Source organism: Ideonella sp. P3_A4 (assembly GCF_056403075.1).
Genome location: NZ_JBFUGE010000010.1, coordinates 11,884 through 28,424 on the forward strand (window position 1 = coordinate 11,884; position 16,541 = coordinate 28,424).

Annotated in this window: 13 protein-coding genes; 7 read left to right on the forward strand and 6 right to left on the reverse strand. The window is 68.8% G+C overall.

The features are described 5' to 3' along the window. Positions 1-203 precede the first annotated feature (203 nt). Positions 204-1,913 (forward strand): cation:proton antiporter domain-containing protein, encoded by a 1,710-nt coding sequence (locus AC1DYI_RS02905; protein ID WP_477202562.1) that lies wholly within the window; start codon positions 204-206, stop codon positions 1,911-1,913. A gap of 70 nt (positions 1,914-1,983) precedes the next feature. Further along, positions 1,984-3,318, forward strand: coding sequence for an outer membrane protein assembly factor BamB family protein (locus tag AC1DYI_RS02910; RefSeq protein WP_477202563.1), 1,335 nt, complete (start codon positions 1,984-1,986; stop codon positions 3,316-3,318). Between the two features lie 40 nt (positions 3,319-3,358). On the opposite strand, the gene AC1DYI_RS02915 is transcribed toward AC1DYI_RS02910, so the two are convergent. From AC1DYI_RS02915 to AC1DYI_RS02930, 4 genes are all read right to left on the reverse strand, one after another. Continuing rightward, positions 3,359-4,219, reverse strand: a complete 861-nt coding sequence (locus AC1DYI_RS02915; RefSeq protein ID WP_477202564.1) for a sensor histidine kinase — start codon at positions 4,217-4,219, stop codon at positions 3,359-3,361. Between the two features lie 181 nt (positions 4,220-4,400). Further along, entirely contained in the window at positions 4,401-5,441 is a 1,041-nt protein-coding gene (locus tag AC1DYI_RS02920; RefSeq protein ID WP_477202565.1) for an NAD(P)H-dependent flavin oxidoreductase, read from the reverse strand. A 13-nt stretch (positions 5,442-5,454) separates the two neighbouring features. After that, positions 5,455-6,942 carry a peptide MFS transporter gene (locus AC1DYI_RS02925; protein WP_477202566.1) on the reverse strand — a complete coding sequence of 496 codons (1,488 nt, stop codon included), beginning with the start codon at positions 6,940-6,942 and terminating at the stop codon, positions 5,455-5,457. Further along, a complete protein-coding gene (locus tag AC1DYI_RS02930; RefSeq protein WP_477202567.1) occupies positions 6,939-7,874 on the reverse strand; it encodes a 5'-nucleotidase in 936 nt (311 codons plus the stop codon). Before AC1DYI_RS02930 ends, AC1DYI_RS02925 begins: the two co-directional genes overlap by 4 nt. A gap of 161 nt (positions 7,875-8,035) precedes the next feature. On the opposite strand from AC1DYI_RS02930, the gene AC1DYI_RS02935 reads away from it, so the two are divergent. Both AC1DYI_RS02935 and AC1DYI_RS02940 read left to right on the forward strand, forming a co-directional pair. After that, positions 8,036-9,214: an ABC transporter substrate-binding protein gene (locus AC1DYI_RS02935; RefSeq protein ID WP_477202568.1), complete on the forward strand. Its 1,179-nt coding sequence runs from the start codon at positions 8,036-8,038 to the stop codon at positions 9,212-9,214. 33 nt (positions 9,215-9,247) lie between these two features. Continuing rightward, complete coding sequence (locus tag AC1DYI_RS02940; RefSeq protein ID WP_477202569.1) at positions 9,248-9,940, forward strand: Crp/Fnr family transcriptional regulator; 693 nt, start codon at positions 9,248-9,250, stop codon at positions 9,938-9,940. 25 nt (positions 9,941-9,965) lie between these two features. On the opposite strand, the gene AC1DYI_RS02945 is transcribed toward AC1DYI_RS02940, so the two are convergent. Together AC1DYI_RS02945 and AC1DYI_RS02950 are read right to left on the reverse strand one after the other, a co-directional pair. Further along, positions 9,966-10,961, reverse strand: coding sequence for an AAA family ATPase (locus AC1DYI_RS02945; RefSeq protein ID WP_477202570.1), 996 nt, complete (start codon positions 10,959-10,961; stop codon positions 9,966-9,968). 189 nt (positions 10,962-11,150) lie between these two features. After that, positions 11,151-11,519, reverse strand: a complete 369-nt coding sequence (locus AC1DYI_RS02950) for a VOC family protein (protein ID WP_477202571.1) — start codon at positions 11,517-11,519, stop codon at positions 11,151-11,153. Between the two features lie 405 nt (positions 11,520-11,924). On the opposite strand from AC1DYI_RS02950, the gene AC1DYI_RS02955 reads away from it, so the two are divergent. The 3 genes from AC1DYI_RS02955 to AC1DYI_RS02965 are packed head-to-tail and all read left to right on the forward strand — an operon-like array spanning position 11,925 to position 16,505. Next, entirely contained in the window at positions 11,925-12,875 is a 951-nt protein-coding gene (locus AC1DYI_RS02955; protein WP_477202572.1) for an FAD:protein FMN transferase, read from the forward strand. Between the two features lie 31 nt (positions 12,876-12,906). Then, on the forward strand, positions 12,907-15,888 hold the full coding sequence (locus tag AC1DYI_RS02960; protein ID WP_477202573.1) for an HzsA-related protein: 2,982 nt from the start codon (positions 12,907-12,909) through the stop codon (positions 15,886-15,888). Between the two features lie 2 nt (positions 15,889-15,890). Continuing rightward, complete coding sequence (locus AC1DYI_RS02965) at positions 15,891-16,505, forward strand: hypothetical protein (protein ID WP_477202574.1); 615 nt, start codon at positions 15,891-15,893, stop codon at positions 16,503-16,505. Positions 16,506-16,541 lie beyond the last annotated feature (36 nt).

A 16,541-nucleotide genomic window follows, 5' to 3' on the forward strand; every position in this document is an offset into this window, starting at 1 on the left:
CTTGGCGGCCGGCACGGTTCATGCGGCCGATGGCTGCCTTGCGGCATCGCGGCCGCCGTCGGTGTCCGCGCCGAGATGGCCGCATATCATCGATCGGGTTGGCATTGTTGGAGCGAGTGGGTGGGCCTGGTGCCGGCTGCCACTTCAGAGCCGCCAAGTCTCACCATGCCGCCTTGCTGCAGGCGGCCCCCCACCGGAACCCGATGGATCACAGCGTTTCCCTCATCACCACTGTTGCAGCCGCATTCGGCGCGGCCTTGCTGCTGGGCTTCCTGGCCGAACTGGTGAAGATGCCGGCGCTGGTGGGCTACCTGCTCGCCGGCATCCTGATCGGACCCACGACGCCTGGTTTCGTCGCCGATGCGCAGATCGCCTCGCAGCTGTCAGAAATTGGCGTGATGCTGCTGATGTTCGGCGTCGGGTTGCACTTCTCGCCCAACGACCTGCTCGCGGTGCGGCGCGTGGCGATACCCGGAGCCATCGTGCAGATGGGCGTGACCACTGCGCTGGGCTTTGGCTTCGCGCGTTGGTGGGGTTGGAGCGTCGGCGGTGGTCTGATACTCGGCCTGGCCCTGGCTTGCGCCAGCACCGTGGTGCTGCTGAAGTCGCTGGAGTCCCGCAACATGCTCCAGACCTTGAACGGCCGCATCGCCGTAGGCTGGCTGGTCGTGCAGGATCTCGTCACCGTGCTGGTGCTGGTGTTGTTGCCGCCGCTGGCCGGTGCGCTGGGCAGCACGACGGCGGTGGTGGCCGACACCGAGTCGCTGTGGCTGTCGATCGGGCAGACCTTGCTGCAGGTGTCGGCCTTCATCGTGCTGATGCTGGTGGTGGGGCGCCGGGTACTGCCTTGGTTGCTGTGGCAGGTGGCGCGTACCGGCTCGCGCGAGCTGTTCACGCTCGCGGTGATCGCGACGGCCATCGGTATCGCCTACGGCGCGTCGGCGCTGTTCAGCGTGTCGTTCGCGCTCGGCGCGTTCTTCGCCGGCACGGTGATGCGCGAGTCCGAGTTCAGCCACCGGGCGGCCGAAGAATCCCTGCCGCTGCGCGATGCCTTCTCGGTGCTGTTCTTCGTCTCGGTGGGCATGGTGTTCAACCCGGCGATCCTGGTCGATCAACCCGCGCGCGTGGTGGGCGTGCTCGCCATCATCATCCTGGGCAACTCCTTGGTCTCGATGACGCTGGTCATCGCGCTGCGTTACCCGCTGAACACTGCGCTGTCGGTGGCGGCCGGCCTGGGCCAGGTCGGCGAGTTCTCGATCATCCTGGCCGGACTGGGTTTGTCGCTGGGCCTGCTGCCGGCCGAAGGCATGAGCCTGATCCTGGCGGGTGTGTTGATCTCGATCGCGCTCAACTCCTTCCTGTTCAGCGCCAGCGAGCCGATCCGCCGCTGGGTGCTGAAACATTCGGCGCGGGCGCGCGAACTGGAGCGTCGCGAAGACCCCTACGCCGAGCTGCCGATGAGCACCGAACGCAAGTACCTGGAAGGCCAGGTGGTGCTGGTCGGCTACGGGCGCGTGGGGCGCCGCATCGCCAAAGCCTTGGACGAGCGCGGCATCCCCTACGTGGTGGCTGAAGAGAACCGCGAGTTGGTGGAAGCCCTGCGCAAGAACGGGATTGCCGCGGTGTCGGGCAATGCGGCCGACCCGGCGGTTCTGATCCAGGCGCACATTGCCGACGCGGCGATGCTGGTGGTGGCCACGCCCGACACGATCAACGTGCGCCAGATGGCCGAGACCGCGCGCGCGTTGAACCCGGACATCGAGATCCTGCTGCGGACCCACAACGAGGAAGAGTCCGAGCTGCTGCGCCACGAGGGCATCGGCCAGGTGTTCTTCGGCGAGGAGGAACTCGCCCATGGCATGGCCAGCCAGGCACTGAAGCGTTTCGCGCCGCCGGTGGCCGGTCGCGGCTAGCACCGGCAACCTTTGGGCCGGTGACGCGCACCCACTGCAGCGGCCAGATGACCGCGCGCAGGAGGCCGAGATGACGATCTCAATGCGTTGCACACGCCGATTCGCGCGCGGGTTGGTTCGGGCAGTGGCCCGGGTCGGCGCTGGGAGCCTGGTGCTGTTGGCGTTCGGCGCCCTGGCCGCGCCGACCGACTGGCCGCACTTCCGTTTCGACGAGGGCCACACCGGGTTCAATCCGCTGGAGCGCAAGCTCGGCCCAGCCAAGGTGCCGCAGTTGCAGCAGGCCTGGGGGGCGCAGCTGGGCCAGCTGGTGTTCTCGTCGTCACCGGCGGTGGTCGATGGCGTGGTCTACATCGGCTCCATCGACGGCACGCTGTGGGCCTACCCGGCCAAGGGCTGCGGCCAGTCGCTGTGCACGCAGCCGCTGTGGCGCTCGACCTCGCTGGCGCAGATCGTCGACTCGCCGACAGTGAGCAACGGCATCGTCTACGTTGGCTCGCAGACCTCGTTCGACAACAACAACGGCCGCCTGAACGCGTTTGCCGCGGCCGGTTGCGGGCAAGACGTCTGTGCGCCGCTGTGGCAGGGCAGGGCCGGCAAGGAGTCGATCCTCGAATCGTCGCCGGTCGTGGCCGACGGGGTGGTCTACGTCGGCGCCTACGACGGACGGCTGTATGCCTTCGATGCGCAAGGTTGCGGCGGCGCCAAGCTGTGCGACCCGCTGTGGACCGGCCGCACCCACGGCACGATCGAATCGACACCGCTGGTGGCCGGTGGTGTGGTCTATGTCGGTGCCGATGACGGCAAGCTCTACGCGTTCGATGCGGCGGGCTGCGGTGCGTCGTCGTGCGAGCCGTTGTGGACCGGCAAGCTGCCGGGGCCGGCCTTCGAGTCGAGCCCGGCGATCGTCGACGGGGTGGTCTACATCGGCGCCGCCCATGGTCTGGCCGCTTTCGATGCGGCCGGCTGCGGCGTCAGCACCTGCGCGGCCTTGTGGCAAGCAGTCGATCAAAACCAGTTCTTCGGCGGCTCACCGGCGGTGGCCGACGGCCGGGTCTACATCGGGCTCGGCAGCGGGCTCGCGGCCTACGACGCGGCGGGCTGCGGCAAGGAGCGCTGCCCGCCGCTGTGGCTGCTGTTCGGGCCCGGCTTCCAGGCTGCGATCGGTTCGTCGCCAACAGTGGCCCATGGTGTCGTCTATGCCGGCCGCAACACTGGCGAACTGTTGGCCTGGAAGGCGGCGCCCTGCGGGCAGGTCCAGTGCAGCACGATCTGGAGCGCCATGGTGCGCGAGTCGATCGTCAACTCATCGCCGACGGTGGTCAACGGCCGCGTCTACATCGGCAGTGCCGACAACCTGGCGCCCGAAGACAGCCAGGGTCGGCTCTACGTGTTCGAGTTGCCCTGAGCCGCTGCCGTCAAGGCGCTCAAAACGTGGCCGGCGTGGATCAAGCGCTGTTCGTCGCCTGCATGGCGGCAGGCGCCACCAGCGGCAGGTCCAGCGTGAAGGTGAAGCTGGCGCCGTGACCGGGTGCGCTGCGCACTTCGATCTCGGCACCCATGGCGCGCACCAACTGGCGGCTGATGGCGAGACCGAGGCCGGTGCCGCCGGCGTGCCGCGCGGCGTCGCCGACCTGGTGGAACGGCCGGAACAGCTTGGGCAGCTCCTGCGGCGCGATGCCGACGCCGGTGTCAGCCACCTCGAATTGCAGCCGAGCCATGCCCACGGGGCCGACGGTGGGCCGCACGCGCAGCACGACCTCGCCCTCGTCGGTGAAGCGCACTGCGTTGGCGAGAAGGTTCAGCAGCACCTGGCACAGGCGCTGCGCATCGGCCTTCACGCCATACGGCAGCGACTGCGCATCGAGCCGCAGCACCAGCCGCTTCTGTGCCGCCTGCGGGCGCACCAGGTCCATCACGTTGTCGAGAAAGGACGACAGCCGCAGTGGCGCGTCGTGCAGCAGGAACGTGCCCGCCTCCTGGCATGACAGCGTGAGGATCTCGTCGACCAGCGCCAGCATGTGGTGGCCGGCCTGTTCGATGGTCCGCAGGCTGTGGGACTGCTTGTCCGTCAGACCGGCCTCGAGGTGCATCAGCTGCGCGTAGCCGAGCACCGCATTCAGCGGCGTGCGCAACTCGTGGGTCGTGCGGGTGATGCAGGCGTGCCGCGCGCTCTTGGCCTCGGCAGCTGCGGCGCGCGCTTGGGCGAGTTCCGCGCGCAACTGCACCATTTCGGCATGGCGGTTCGACCACGACCAGGGGACCAGCGCCCTGAACGGGTCGGTGATGCGGCTGATGAGCGCTTGCATCGCTTGGCTCCTTTGCCTGCGCGGCATGTGCGCCCGAAAAGCCGGCGCAGCGAAGCCAGTGTTGCACTCCGGCCGCGCTGCGCATGAGGAAGGTTGCGTACGAGGAACTACGCACTCGGTGCGCAGTGGCGCGCACGCCGCGCGGCGCGAGAGGGCAAGGCGGCGCGGCTGCGCCGGCAGATCAGACCGGCCAGGCCGCGGCAAACTCCCGCGTGAGGTCGGCGGCGGCGCCTTCGCGGCAGCCGCTGCGGTTCTGGCCCGACCACAGTGGTGTGAAGTCGGCGTGGCCACGGCCTTCAGCCCACGCGCGCAGTGGCGCGATCGCGGCGGTGCCGAGCGGAAAGGCCGGCACCAGCGGGTTGACGGGCCCCCAGTCGCGCACCACGCGGTTGACGATGCCGCGCGCCGGGCGGCCGGTGAAGACGTTGGTCAGCACGGTCGGAGCGTCGGTCTTCAGCGCCGCGCGGTGCAGCGGGCTGATCAGCGCCTCGTCGCACAGCAGGTAGGCCGTGCCGATCTGCACCCCGGCCACGCCGAGCTCGTGCGCGGCGCGCACGCCGGCCGCGTCGGCAATGCCGCCGGCGGCGATCACCGGCAGCTTCACCGCCTGGACCACCTGCGGCCACAGCGCGAAGCTGCCGAGCTGGGTGCTCAGGTCGTCGCTGAGGAAGATGCCGCGGTGGCCGCCGGCTTCGACCCCTTGCGCGATGACGGCGTCGGCGCCGTGCGCCTCGAGCCAGCGCGCTTCATCCACCGTCGTCGCCGAGGCCAGCACCTTCGAGCCCCAGCCTTTGACGCGCGCCAGCAGGTCCGGCGCGGGCAGTCCGAAGTGGAAGCTGATGACCGCCGGGCGGAATGGCTCGACGACGTCGGCCACCTCGTGGCTGAAAGGCGCTCGGCCCGGGCCAGCGGGGATCGTCGCCGGGTCGATGCCGGCTTCGCGGTAGGCCGGCGAGAGCGCCTCGCGCCAGCGGGCCTCGCGTTCGGTGTCGGGCCGTGGCGGCGTGTGGCAGAAGAAATTGACGTTGAAGGGCGCCGAGGTGGCGGTGGCCAGCGCGGTCAGCTCTTCGCCCAGCGCCTGCAGGCTCAGCATCGCTGCCGGCAGCGCACCCAGGCCGCCGGCGTTGCTGACGGCGGCGGCCATGGCGTGCGTCTGTGCGCCGGCCATCGGCGCCTGCAGGACCGGGTGGGAGACTCCAAGCCAGCGTGCCAAATCCATCATCAAGAGCCTCTCTTCAGTCGCGGCTGCTGAGCAGTCTCTGCAGCCAAGGCGTCAGCGCCAGCAGCAACACGCCCGCGCCGATCGACGTGCCGAACAAGAATACATAGAGTGGAATGCCACTGCCGGCCAGCAGCCCTTCCAGCGCACCGGCCAGGTAGTTGGCCACACCGATCGCCATCAGCCACACGCCCATCAACAGGCCCACCAGCCGCCGCGGCGCGGCGCGCGAGACCAGCGACAGCCCGACCGGCGACAGCATCAGCTCGCCGATGGTGTGCAACAGGTAGACCCCGGCCAGCCATTGCGGGCCCACCGTGCCCAACTGCTCGGCACGGGTCTGCGCCGCCGCCATCATCACGAAGCCCAGGCCCAGCACGATCATGCCCAGGCCTTGCTTGGCGGTGTCGGGCAACTTGAAGCGAGAGCTGTCGAGCGACGTCCACAGCCACGCGAACACCGGCGCCAGCAGCAAGATGCCGAGCGGGTTGATGCTGAGGAACCAAGAGGCCGGGACCTCCCAGCCGCCGATGTGGCGGTCGGTCTGCTTGTCGGCGAACAGCGTCATCGTGCCGCCGGTCTGCTCGAAGCCCATCCAGAAGAAGACCACGAAGACCGCGACGATGCCGATCGCCGCGACGCGGCCGATCTCGGGCCGGGTGAAGCGCATCAGCCGGCCATCGGGCCCACGCAAGGCAGCCCAGGCGCACAGCCCCAGCAGCACCAGCCAGGCGATGGTCTTCACGGCGGTCGGCAGCGGCCGCCACAGTGCACCGAACGATGGCGCCACCGCCAACACGGCGAGCACGAACGCGATGCTCGCCACGCAGAAAGCAATGACCAGCGGCGCGTTCTTCCAGCTCACCGGCGCCTGCTGGTCGCGCAGGCCTGCGTTGCCCAACCAGCGCTGGCCCCAGCACAGCACCGCCATGCCGATCGCCATGCCGATGCCGGCGCTGGCAAAGCCCCAGTGCCAGCCGACCACCTGGCCCAGCGTGCCGACGGCGATCGGCGAGATGAAGCCGCCCAGGTTCACGCCCATGTAGAAGTAGGTGTAGCCGGCCGCGCGCCGCGGGTCGTTCTCGTCCGGGTACAGCATGCCGACCATCGCGGTCGTGTTGGCCTTGAAGAAACCATTGCCGACGATCAACAGGCCCAAGGCCAGCGGCAGCAGCGAGGGCATCGCCATCGCGAAGTGGCCGAGCATCATGATGGCTGCGCCGATCACCGCGGCCAGGCGCGAGCCGAGCCAGCGGTCGGCCATCGCGCCGCCGATCAGCGGCGTGATGTAGACCAGGCCGGTGTACAGACCGTAGATCTGCAATGCGTCGGCGCGTGCATAGCCCATCGCATTGACCAGGTACAGCACCAGCAGCGCCCGCATGCCGTAGTAGCTGAAACGCTCCCACATCTCGGTCAGGAAGATGATCTTCAGACCCGGCGGGTGGCGGTGGCTCGCGGCGCTGGTCGCGCTGGCGGGCAGCGGCACGGTGGTGGTGTTCATTCGGCGGCTGGCGCTCGTGCGGGCTCGGCGTCAAGGTTGCGCACCCCCGAGGCGACATGCCCCGAGGGCACATGCGGTGCGGCGTTGGCCACGTGGCCGGTCTGGTCGTCGAAGAAGAAATCGGGCTCGAACTCGCGCAGGAACGGGCCCTTGGGCAGGCCACCGAGAAAGATCGCTTCGTCGATCTCGATCTGCCAGTCCATCAGCGTGCGGATCGCGCGCTCGTGCGCCGGTGCGCTGCGCGCAGTGACCAGCGCGGTGCGGATCTGCGTGCCGCCGGCGGCGGTGCTGCGTTGCAGCCGCTGCAGCGCTTCGAGCAACGGCTTGAAGGGCCCTGGCGGCAGCGGCGTGCCGGCGCGGCTGACTTCGTGGCGCTGAAAGGCATCGAGCCCTTCGCGCTGATACACCAGCTCGGCCTCGTCGGAGAACAGCACCGCATCGCCGTCGAAGGCGATGCGCAGTTCGTTCGGGTGCGCTTCGGACGCGCGCGCCGAGTGCGGGTAGACCTGCGCGGCGGGCACGCCGGCTTCCAGCGCCTGCCGCACGTCCGCGAGATTGGCGGACAGGAACAGCTGTGCGCCCAACGGCCGCAGGTAGCGCCAGGGGCTCTGGCCGCGCGTGAACGCGCCGCGCTCGATCGGCAGGCCGTAGTGCTGTGCGGAGCGGAACACGCGCATGCCCGACACCGGGTCGTTGCGCGACAGGATCACCACGTCGACCGCAGGGGCGCTGGCGTTGGCATTGAAGGCCAGCAGCTTGCGCGCGAGCGAGAACGCCACGCCGGGGCGCGCGGGCTGGTCCAGCCGCTGCAATTGCAACTGCATGTAGGCGCGGTCGTTGTTCGCCTCGAAGACCTGGTTCTCTTCTTCGAAGTCGAACAGCGCACGCGAGGACAGGGCCACCACGAGGCGGCCATCGAGAGAGGCGGGCATGCGGCGGATCATACGAGCCGCGCATGAACCGCCGGCTTGTTGTACCGGGGAAAGCCCGAGGCGCCACCGGTGTTGCGTTGTCGTCGCAACGACCGTGTTTCGCCCATCGCTGGCCTAGCATGCCCGACGCTCGCAATGGCGCGTGGCGCACGGAGATGCAGATGCAGTCAGACGTGAAGTTAGGGGCTCCACCCACGGGCCCGACGGACAGCTACCGCCGCCGCCTGATCGGCGCGGCGGGCCTGCTGGCCAGTGGCCTCGGTTGGGCCGGACCGGGGCCCAGCGGTGACCCGATCCGCTTCGGCCAATCGGTCGCGCTGACCGGCCCTTTGTCTGAGCTGGGTCAGGCGCTGCACGCCGGTGCCAAGGTCGGCGCGGGGGTGGTCAACGCCCGTGGCGGTATCCATGGGCGCCCGCTGGAGCTGGTGACCCAGGACGATGGTTACGACGCCACCCGTGCGGTGGCCAATGCGCGCCGCATGCTGGGCGAAGAGGGCTGCCTGGGTCTGTTCGGCTGCATGGGCACGCCGATGGTCGAGGCGATGTTGCCGATGCTGCGCGGCACGGATGTGCCGTGCTTTGCGCCGTTGACAGGTGCCGTGTCGACGCGGCCGCGTGACTTGCGCAACGTGCTGCCGATTCGGGCGAGCTACCCCGAAGAGGTCGAGCGGCTGGTCCAGCACCTCGCGACACTCGGTCTCCAGCGCGTTGGCCTGGTCACGCAGGAGAACGCGTTCGGCAATGAAGTGGCGCAAGCCGCCGAGGCGGCGGCCGCCCAGCACAAGCTGGGGCTGATCGGGCGCGCCACCGTGCGCAGCGATGCCAGCAACGCGGCCGAGGCCGCGAAGCAACTGGCCGACGCAGCGCCCGAGGCCATGCTGGTCGGGCTGGCCGGCAAGCCGACGATTGGCTTCGTCAAGGCCTTTCGCATGATGCGGCGCGGCACACCTTTGTACGCGCTGTCGGTGATGGGCTCTGCGGCCACGCTGACGGCGTTGGGTGAAGACGCGGCAGGCATCGCGGTGGCGCAGGTCGTGCCCCTGCCGGGCAGCGCGCTGGTCAAGGTGTCACGCGAGTTCATGCAGGCTTGGGCAGCCGCGAACACGCCGCTGGCGCCTTCGCACATCGCGCTGGAGGGCTACATCAATGTGCAGGTCCTGGCCGAGGTGCTGCGCCGTTGCTCGACCCCGTTCACGCGCGCCGGCTTTCTGCAAGCCGCCTGGGGCCTGCGCTCGTTCGACGTCGGTGGCTTTTCGCTGGGCTTCGACACCCCCGGCCGTGGCGCGTCGCGCTTTGTCGACCTGACGCTGATCGCCCGCGACGGTCGGTTCATCCATTGAACCACCCGCGCGCCGGCGTATGCTCGGCGCGCCATGGCAAGCAGTCACCAGCGCATTGAGCAGATGTTGGCCGCGTCCGTCTGGGGCGCGGCGCTCGATCCGGCCGAGCGCGACCGCGTGGCCGAAGAATGCAGCGAGCGCCAGGTGCCGGCTGGTGGCTATGTGGCGGCGATGGGCGAGCCCGTCGTCCACTGGTGCGGCGTGGCCGAGGGCGTGCTGAAGATGTCGGTCACCTCGCCCGCCGGCAAGGTCAGCACGCTGGCCGGGCTGATCGGCGGCGGCTGGTTCGGCGAGGGCTCGTTGCTCAAGCGCGAATCGCGGCGCTACGACGTGGTGGCGCTGCGCCCGTCGCGCCTGGTGCTGATGCCTTTGGCGACCTTCGAGCGCCTGCGCCAGACCAACCTGTCGTTCAACCACTACCTGCAGCACCTGCTGAACGCAAGGCTGGGCCTGTTCATCGGGCTGCTCGAGTACGACCGCCTGCTGGGCACCGACGCCCGTGTCGCGCGCTGCCTGGCGTCGTTGTTCAACCGCGACCTGTACCCCGCCACGCGCGATTTCGTCGATCTGCGGCAGGCCGAGATCGGCTTGTTGTGCGGGCTCTCGCGCCAGCGGGTCAACGTCAGCCTGCGCCGGCTGAACGACGAAGGGCTGATCCGGATCGAGCCTTGTGGCCTGACCGTGCTGAACCTGGACGGGCTGCGCAGCTTCGCCGCCGCCGATTGACGCGGCGCGCGGCGCCGCGCCGCTTTCAGTGCACGAAGCCGATGCTGCCGCGCTTGGTCGAGGCCGAGGGCAGGTCGCGGGGTTCGACCTGCTCGCGGCCGTCCAGCCGGGCGTTGCCGAAGCCGGTCATCCAGGCGCGGCGCATTTCGCGCGGCGGCATGTCGGCCAGGCAGGCCAGCGTGTCTTCGCTCGGCGCCGGGTCGAAACGCCGGCCCCAGTCGTGTTCGTTGCGGATGCCCTGGTACAGGCGCAGCGCAATCGTGCGGGCCGCATCGGCATCGGGCATCTGGATCTCGAACACGTTGACGCGGTTCAGGATCGGCTCGGGGATCGCGCGCTCGTCGTTGGCGGTCGCGACCCAGATCACCTGGCTGGCGTCGATCGGCACCTCAGCGAACTCGTCGGTGAAGCTGCCGGCGGTGTCGTGTTCGAGCAGGCTGTACAGCGACCCGAGCGGGTCGTAGGCGTGCTCGCCGCGGGCCTTGTCGATCTCGTCGACCACCATCACCGGGTTGGCATAGGGGCCGTCGATCAAGGTCTCGAAGACCTTGCCCGGCCGTGCGCCCTTCCATTGGCTGGAGGCACCCGACAGCACCCAGCCGGCGGTCAGCGAGCTCATCGAGATGAAGCCCATGCCGGTGCCCAGCAGGTGGGCGACCGCGCGGGCGAAGTGGGTCTTGCCGACTCCCGGCGGGCCGAGCAGCAGCATCGGCGTCAGCTCCAGCGCGTCCTTGCTGTCCTGGCACAGCGCGAGCTGGCGCTTCAGATCGTCCAGCACTTCGTGGAAGTTCGGCAGTTCGTCGTAGAGCCGGTCCATCACCGGCAGGCCCGAAGGCTTGACCTGAAAGCGCTCGGGGCCGCGTTCGAGCATCCGCTCATAGGTGCTGCGCAGGCTTTCGTGTTCGCGTGGGGGCAGCTTCTGCAGCCGCTTCTCGACCTCGTCGACGCGGAACAGGCTGCGCATGCGCGCTATCGGCAGCAGGCCGCTGACAGCGGGCAGGCGTTGGGCGGATGAGGACATGCGAACCTCCGTCGACATCGTTCACCGGCCGTGGCCTTTCGGGATCGAAAAACCATCCCCGGCAAATCCATTGAAGCAAAAGAAGCGCCCGGGCCAAACCCCAAACAGCTGCCCGATTGCGGTGCAGTTGATGGGGGCCGTGAATTCCGCCGCAGGCGTGGCTGTTGCTGCCATCGGCGCGGCGCTCATTCAGCCGCCGCCTGCTTCGAACAACTCGATCGGGTTGCCCGCCGGGTCGTCCGCCAGCACCTGGCGGCCACCGGGGCCGGCGATGGGGTCGCTGCGAAAGCGCGCGCCGGTGGGGCCTAAGGCTTTCAGCGCCGCGTCGAGGTCGTCGACCTCGATCACCAGCCGGTTCCAGCCGCCGGGCTCGGGTTGGCGGCCGTCGGCCAGCGGACGTTGGGCCGAGGTGCCGGGGCCGGCCAGCCACAGCGTCAGGTCGCCGCGGGCCAGCATCGCGAACGGCGGGCCCCAGCGCTCACTCAGGGTGAACCCTAGGGCTTCGTAGAAGGGCAGGCAGGTGTCGACATCGTGCACGAGGTAACGAACAGTGGCCACACAGTCCTCCGAGAATGGCATCAACCTGACCGCGGCCCGGCGTGGTGCGGCCTTTGCCGAGGGGGCCGGGCCCAGCATCGACGCCGCACAGCGGCGGGCTGGCGCGTAGATTGACCCGCGCCAGGCCGATGACTCAGTGTGACATTGTTCTCGCCGCGAGGTGAACGCCTCATTTCGGTGATGTTGCGAATGCATACACATGAAGCATCGCCTCGCCGAAAGCAATGGCGAAACCAAGCGGGCGGGCAGTTACATTTCCCCGACTGCGTTGTGGTTGTTCATGCGCCACCGCCGGGTTCTCTGTCCATCCCACGTTTTGTAGGCCGTTGGCCGACGCGTCGGGCACCGTCTTTGCCAATGTTGTTCTCCAGCCTGTCCTCTTTGCGCTCCCGTTTTTCGGCCTCGATGGCTGGCCACACGTCGGTCGGCGCCGAGGCGCCCGCCGGCTGGATGCGGCGCGACGAAGCCATCATGGGCACGACCGTGGCCGTCGAGCTGTGGGCCGACGACCGGCGCGCCGGCGAGGCGGCGATGGCGGCGGTGATGGAAGAGATGCGCCGCATCGACCGCACGATGAGTCCGCACAAGCCCGAGTCGGAACTGTCGCTGATCAACCGCGACGCCGGCCAGATGCCGGTGCGCGTGTCCGACGAGATGTGCATGCTGCTGGCGCGGGCGATCGAGTTCTCGCGCTGGTCCGACGGTGCTTTCGACATCAGCTACGCCAGCGCCGGTCACCTGTATGACTACCGCGCCGGCGTCGCGCCGGACGACGCCGCGCTGGCCCCGGCGCGCGAGGCGATCGGCTGGCACCAGCTGCTGCTCGACGACGCTTCGCGCACGCTGCGTTTCGGCCGCCCCGGCATGCGCATCGACCTGGGCGGTTTCGCCAAGGGCCATGCGGTGGACCGCTGCATCGCGATCCTGCGGGCTCGCGGCATCACCAACGCGATGGTCAGTGCCGGCGGCGACAGCCATGTGCTGGGCGACCGCCGCGGCCGGCCCTGGATGATCGCCGTGCGCGACCCGCGCCGCGAAGGCGAGGTCGTCGCGGTGCTGCCATTGCAGGACGCCGCCGTCTCGACCTCGGGCGATTACGAGCGCTTTTTCGAGAAGGCCGGCGTGCGCCACCACCACCTGATCGACCCGCGCACCGGCCGCTCGCCGTCCGGCGTGCGCAGCGTCACGATCCTGGCCAATGATGGCCTGACCAGCGAGGCGCTGTCGAAGACCGTGTTCATGCTCGGCTGCCAGCGCGGCCTGGCCCTGATCAATTCATTGCCGGACATCGACGCGGTTGTTGTCGATGCCGCCGGCCAGTTGCACTATTCGTCGGGCTTGCTGCGCAATGCCTGACGCGACCGATTCCCTGCACGAGGAGAACCTCATGTCATACGCCAAACTGCCGGCCCCGCGCCGCGTCGCCTGGGCCGCCGCCGCTGCCCTGGGCCTGACCGCTGCCCTGGTGCTGCCGGGTTGTTCGGGCTCGGGCAGCAAGTCCGACGACGACAGCCAGAGCCTTGAAGGCGCGGTGCCCATCGCCTATGTGAAGCGGGTCAACACGATCGGCATGAACCCGACCAACGGCGCGCCCAGCGCACCGGGGGGCGACCTGATGGTCAAGGAGATGTCGGCGCCCGGCGCGGTCGAACACAACCTGACCGAATCGATCACCCAGGGCAAGGGCGATGCGTCCGATCCCGAGGTCTCGTACAACGGCAAGAAGATCATCTTCTCGATGAAGTGCCCGGCGTCCAACACCTCGCAGGTCGACGGCGTCAAGGCCTGCACCGGTGCCTGGAACATCTGGGAATACGACATGACCGGTGCGTCGCTGACGACCGGCAAGCTGCACCGGCTGACCAGTTCGCCCACCGACGATGACGTCGACCCGGCCTACCTGCCCGATGGCCGCGGCTTCGTCTTCTCGTCCAACCGCCAGACCAAGAGCAAGAACAACCAGGCGGTGGGCCACAGCTACTACGCGCTCGACGAGTACGAGCGCGAGCGCGTGTTCAACCTGCACACGATGAGTGCCACCGGCACCAACATCCAGCAGATCTCGTTCAACCAGAGCCATGACCGCAACCCGGTCGTGCGGCCGAACGGCGACATCATGTTCTCGCGCTGGGACCACGTGGCCGGTCGCAACCACTTCAAGATCTTCCGCGTCAAGCCGGACGGCACCGACATGTTCGTGCTGTACGGTTCGCACAGCGAAGGCAACAGCTTCCTGCACCCGCGCGACATGGACCCGACGGGCCCGTACGCCGGCTTCGTCGCCTCGGACCTGATGCCGCTGTCGCGCACCAACGAGGGCGGTGGGCTGATGTTCATCGACGTCGCCAACTACTCTGAACAAAACACGCCGGCCCGCCCCGATGTGCCGGCCGAAGGCGGCCAGGTACATGCCACCACTCAGGCGCTGAACCTGGGCGGCGGCCTGTCGCGTTATGGCCGCGTGACGACGCCGTTCCCCCTGTGGGACGGCACCAACCGGTTGCTGGTGGCTTACCGGCCCTGCGAAGTGCACCGCGGTGACCGCGTTGTTGCCTGCGCCACGCTGACCGATGAAGAGATGGCGCGCCTGGCGGACGAGAACCGCAGCGAAGTCGACGTCGCGGCCGACGACCTGAAGGACGACGTGCCGCCGCCGTACGCGATCTACATGTTCGACCCGGCCAAGCAGACCTGGTTGAACGTGGCCGCGCCGCCAGCCGGCTTCATGTACACCGACCCGGTGCCCGTCGTCCAGCGTCCGGGTCCGAACGTGGTCGACCCGACCTCGGTCGATGCCGCGCTGGCCGCCCAAGGCCTGGGCCTGCTCGAAGTGCGCAGCGTCTACGACACCGACGGCCTGGGCCGCATGAGCGATGGCGTGCTGACCGGCGTCGACCTGCCGGCCGGCTGCACCAACGCGATCCCGAAGACGGCACCGACCGACGACCAGGACACGCGGGCCCAGGTGGCCGACATCCTGAAGCTGAAGGACCCGGCCGACCCGTCCTACCGTTGCGGCCCGGCGCGCTTCATCCGCGCGGTGCGCGCGGTGGCGCCGCCGGCTTCGATGATGGGCCTGCGCGAGGCGATCGGCGAGACCGAGTTCGAGCCGCAGCAGATCCTCGGCTACGCGCCGATCGAGCCCGATGGTTCGTTCAAGCTGCATGTGCCGGCCGACACGCCTGTCGCGCTGGCGGTGATCGATGAGCAAGGCCGTGCGTTCCAGACCCACACCAACTGGATCCAGGTCCGCCCGGGCGAGCGCCGCACCTGCGACGGCTGCCACAGCCCGCGCCGCGGCGGTGCGCTGAACTCCGGCACCATCGCCGACACGATGCCCGCCACGCTGCGCGCCGCGCTGGCTGGCCAGCACCAATCGGGCGAGACGATGGCGTCGACCCGCACCCGCCTCGACCCGACCGCGCTGAAGCTGGCCACCGACCTGTTCTACAACGACGAGTGGGCCGATACCAGCAAGGGCGTGACCGCGCGCAACTCGATCTCGATCAGCTACAGCGGCCTGGCCACCAAGGCGCCGGTCAACGGCATCATCAACTACCCGGACCAGATCCAGCCGCTGTGGACGCGTGACCGCGGTGCCAACACCTGCACCAACTGCCACAACGCGGGCGACACCAAGCTCGACCTGTCGGGCACCTACTCGGGCACCGGCCGCCTGGTCTCGTACGACAGGCTGCTGATCGGCGAGCCGAAGCTGGACGCCAACGGCCAGCCGGTCACGCACCTGGAAGAAGGCGTGCCGATGCTCGACCGCCTGCCGGCGCTGGTGTTCAACATGGCCAGCGAAGGCGGGGCCCTGGGTCTGGCGCGCCAGAGCCGGTTGATCGAGATCCTGTCCGGCCAGTCGCTGCTGGCGGGCACCGATGCGCGCACCGCGCACCCGAACCCGCCCAACACCGCACCCGACCACAGCGCGATGCTGAATGCGGCCGAGAAGCGCCTGGTGGCCGAGTGGATCGACCTCGGCGGCCAGTACTACAACAACCCGTTCGACGGAGCCAACGTGCGCAGCGTGCCGACGCTGAGCGAGGAGACCTTCGAAGCGAAGATCCTGCCCATCCTTCGCTCACAATGCGTGGCTTGCCACCAGCCTGTGGGCAGCAACGGTGGGCTAACATTCCGAAACAACCGCTTTGTGCTGACGGGCGACGTCGAAGGCGACTTCGGTGTGACGCTGACGATGATCTCCAACACCTGCTCACCTTCGGCCAATTACCTGCTGCAACGCCCCTCGACGATCCCGCATCCGGCGGCCGCCACCGGCCAGTCGACAGCGGTATTGCCCGTGGGCAGCGCGAACTACAAGACGATTTCCGACTGGATCGCCACGGGCTGCCCCACTCCATGACCTTGCGACGAAGACATTTCTGGGCAGGGGCCGGCGCCGCCGGCCTCGTCGCCGCGGCGCTGCTGGGCGCCTGCGGCGGCGGCGGCAACCCGCTGGACAATCCGGACGACGTGCAGAACCCGCCGGGCAGCAGCGGCCGCAAGCTGGCCTACCCGTACTTTCAGCGCTGCATCTTCCCGATCTTCCTGGCCCAGCTGCCGGTGCAAGGCGGCGGTGGTGGAACCAACACCTGTGCGGGTGGTGGTTGTCATGACAATACGACCGGCACCGGCGGTGCGCTGCGGGTGATCCGAAGCGCCACGCCGCTGGACGTGACGGACGCGGCCAACACGCCGGACGTCATCCGTGCCAGCGACATGTACAAGAACTACTACTCGGCGCAAGGTGTGACGATTCCGGGTGAATCGGCGCAAAGCCGCTTGCTGGCAAAGCCCTTGCTACTCAACATGCTGCACGGCGGTGGCCAGATCTTCGCAAACGAAGACGATGCCAACGCCAAGCTGATCCAGTTCTGGATCGACCACCCCGCGCCCCGAGATCAGGACGAATTCAGCCCCTCGACCTACGGCATGTTCAACCCGCCCGATCCCAACACCGGCACCTGTCGAACCCAATAATGCGTCTGCGCCACCGACTCGCCGCCGGGCTGGCCG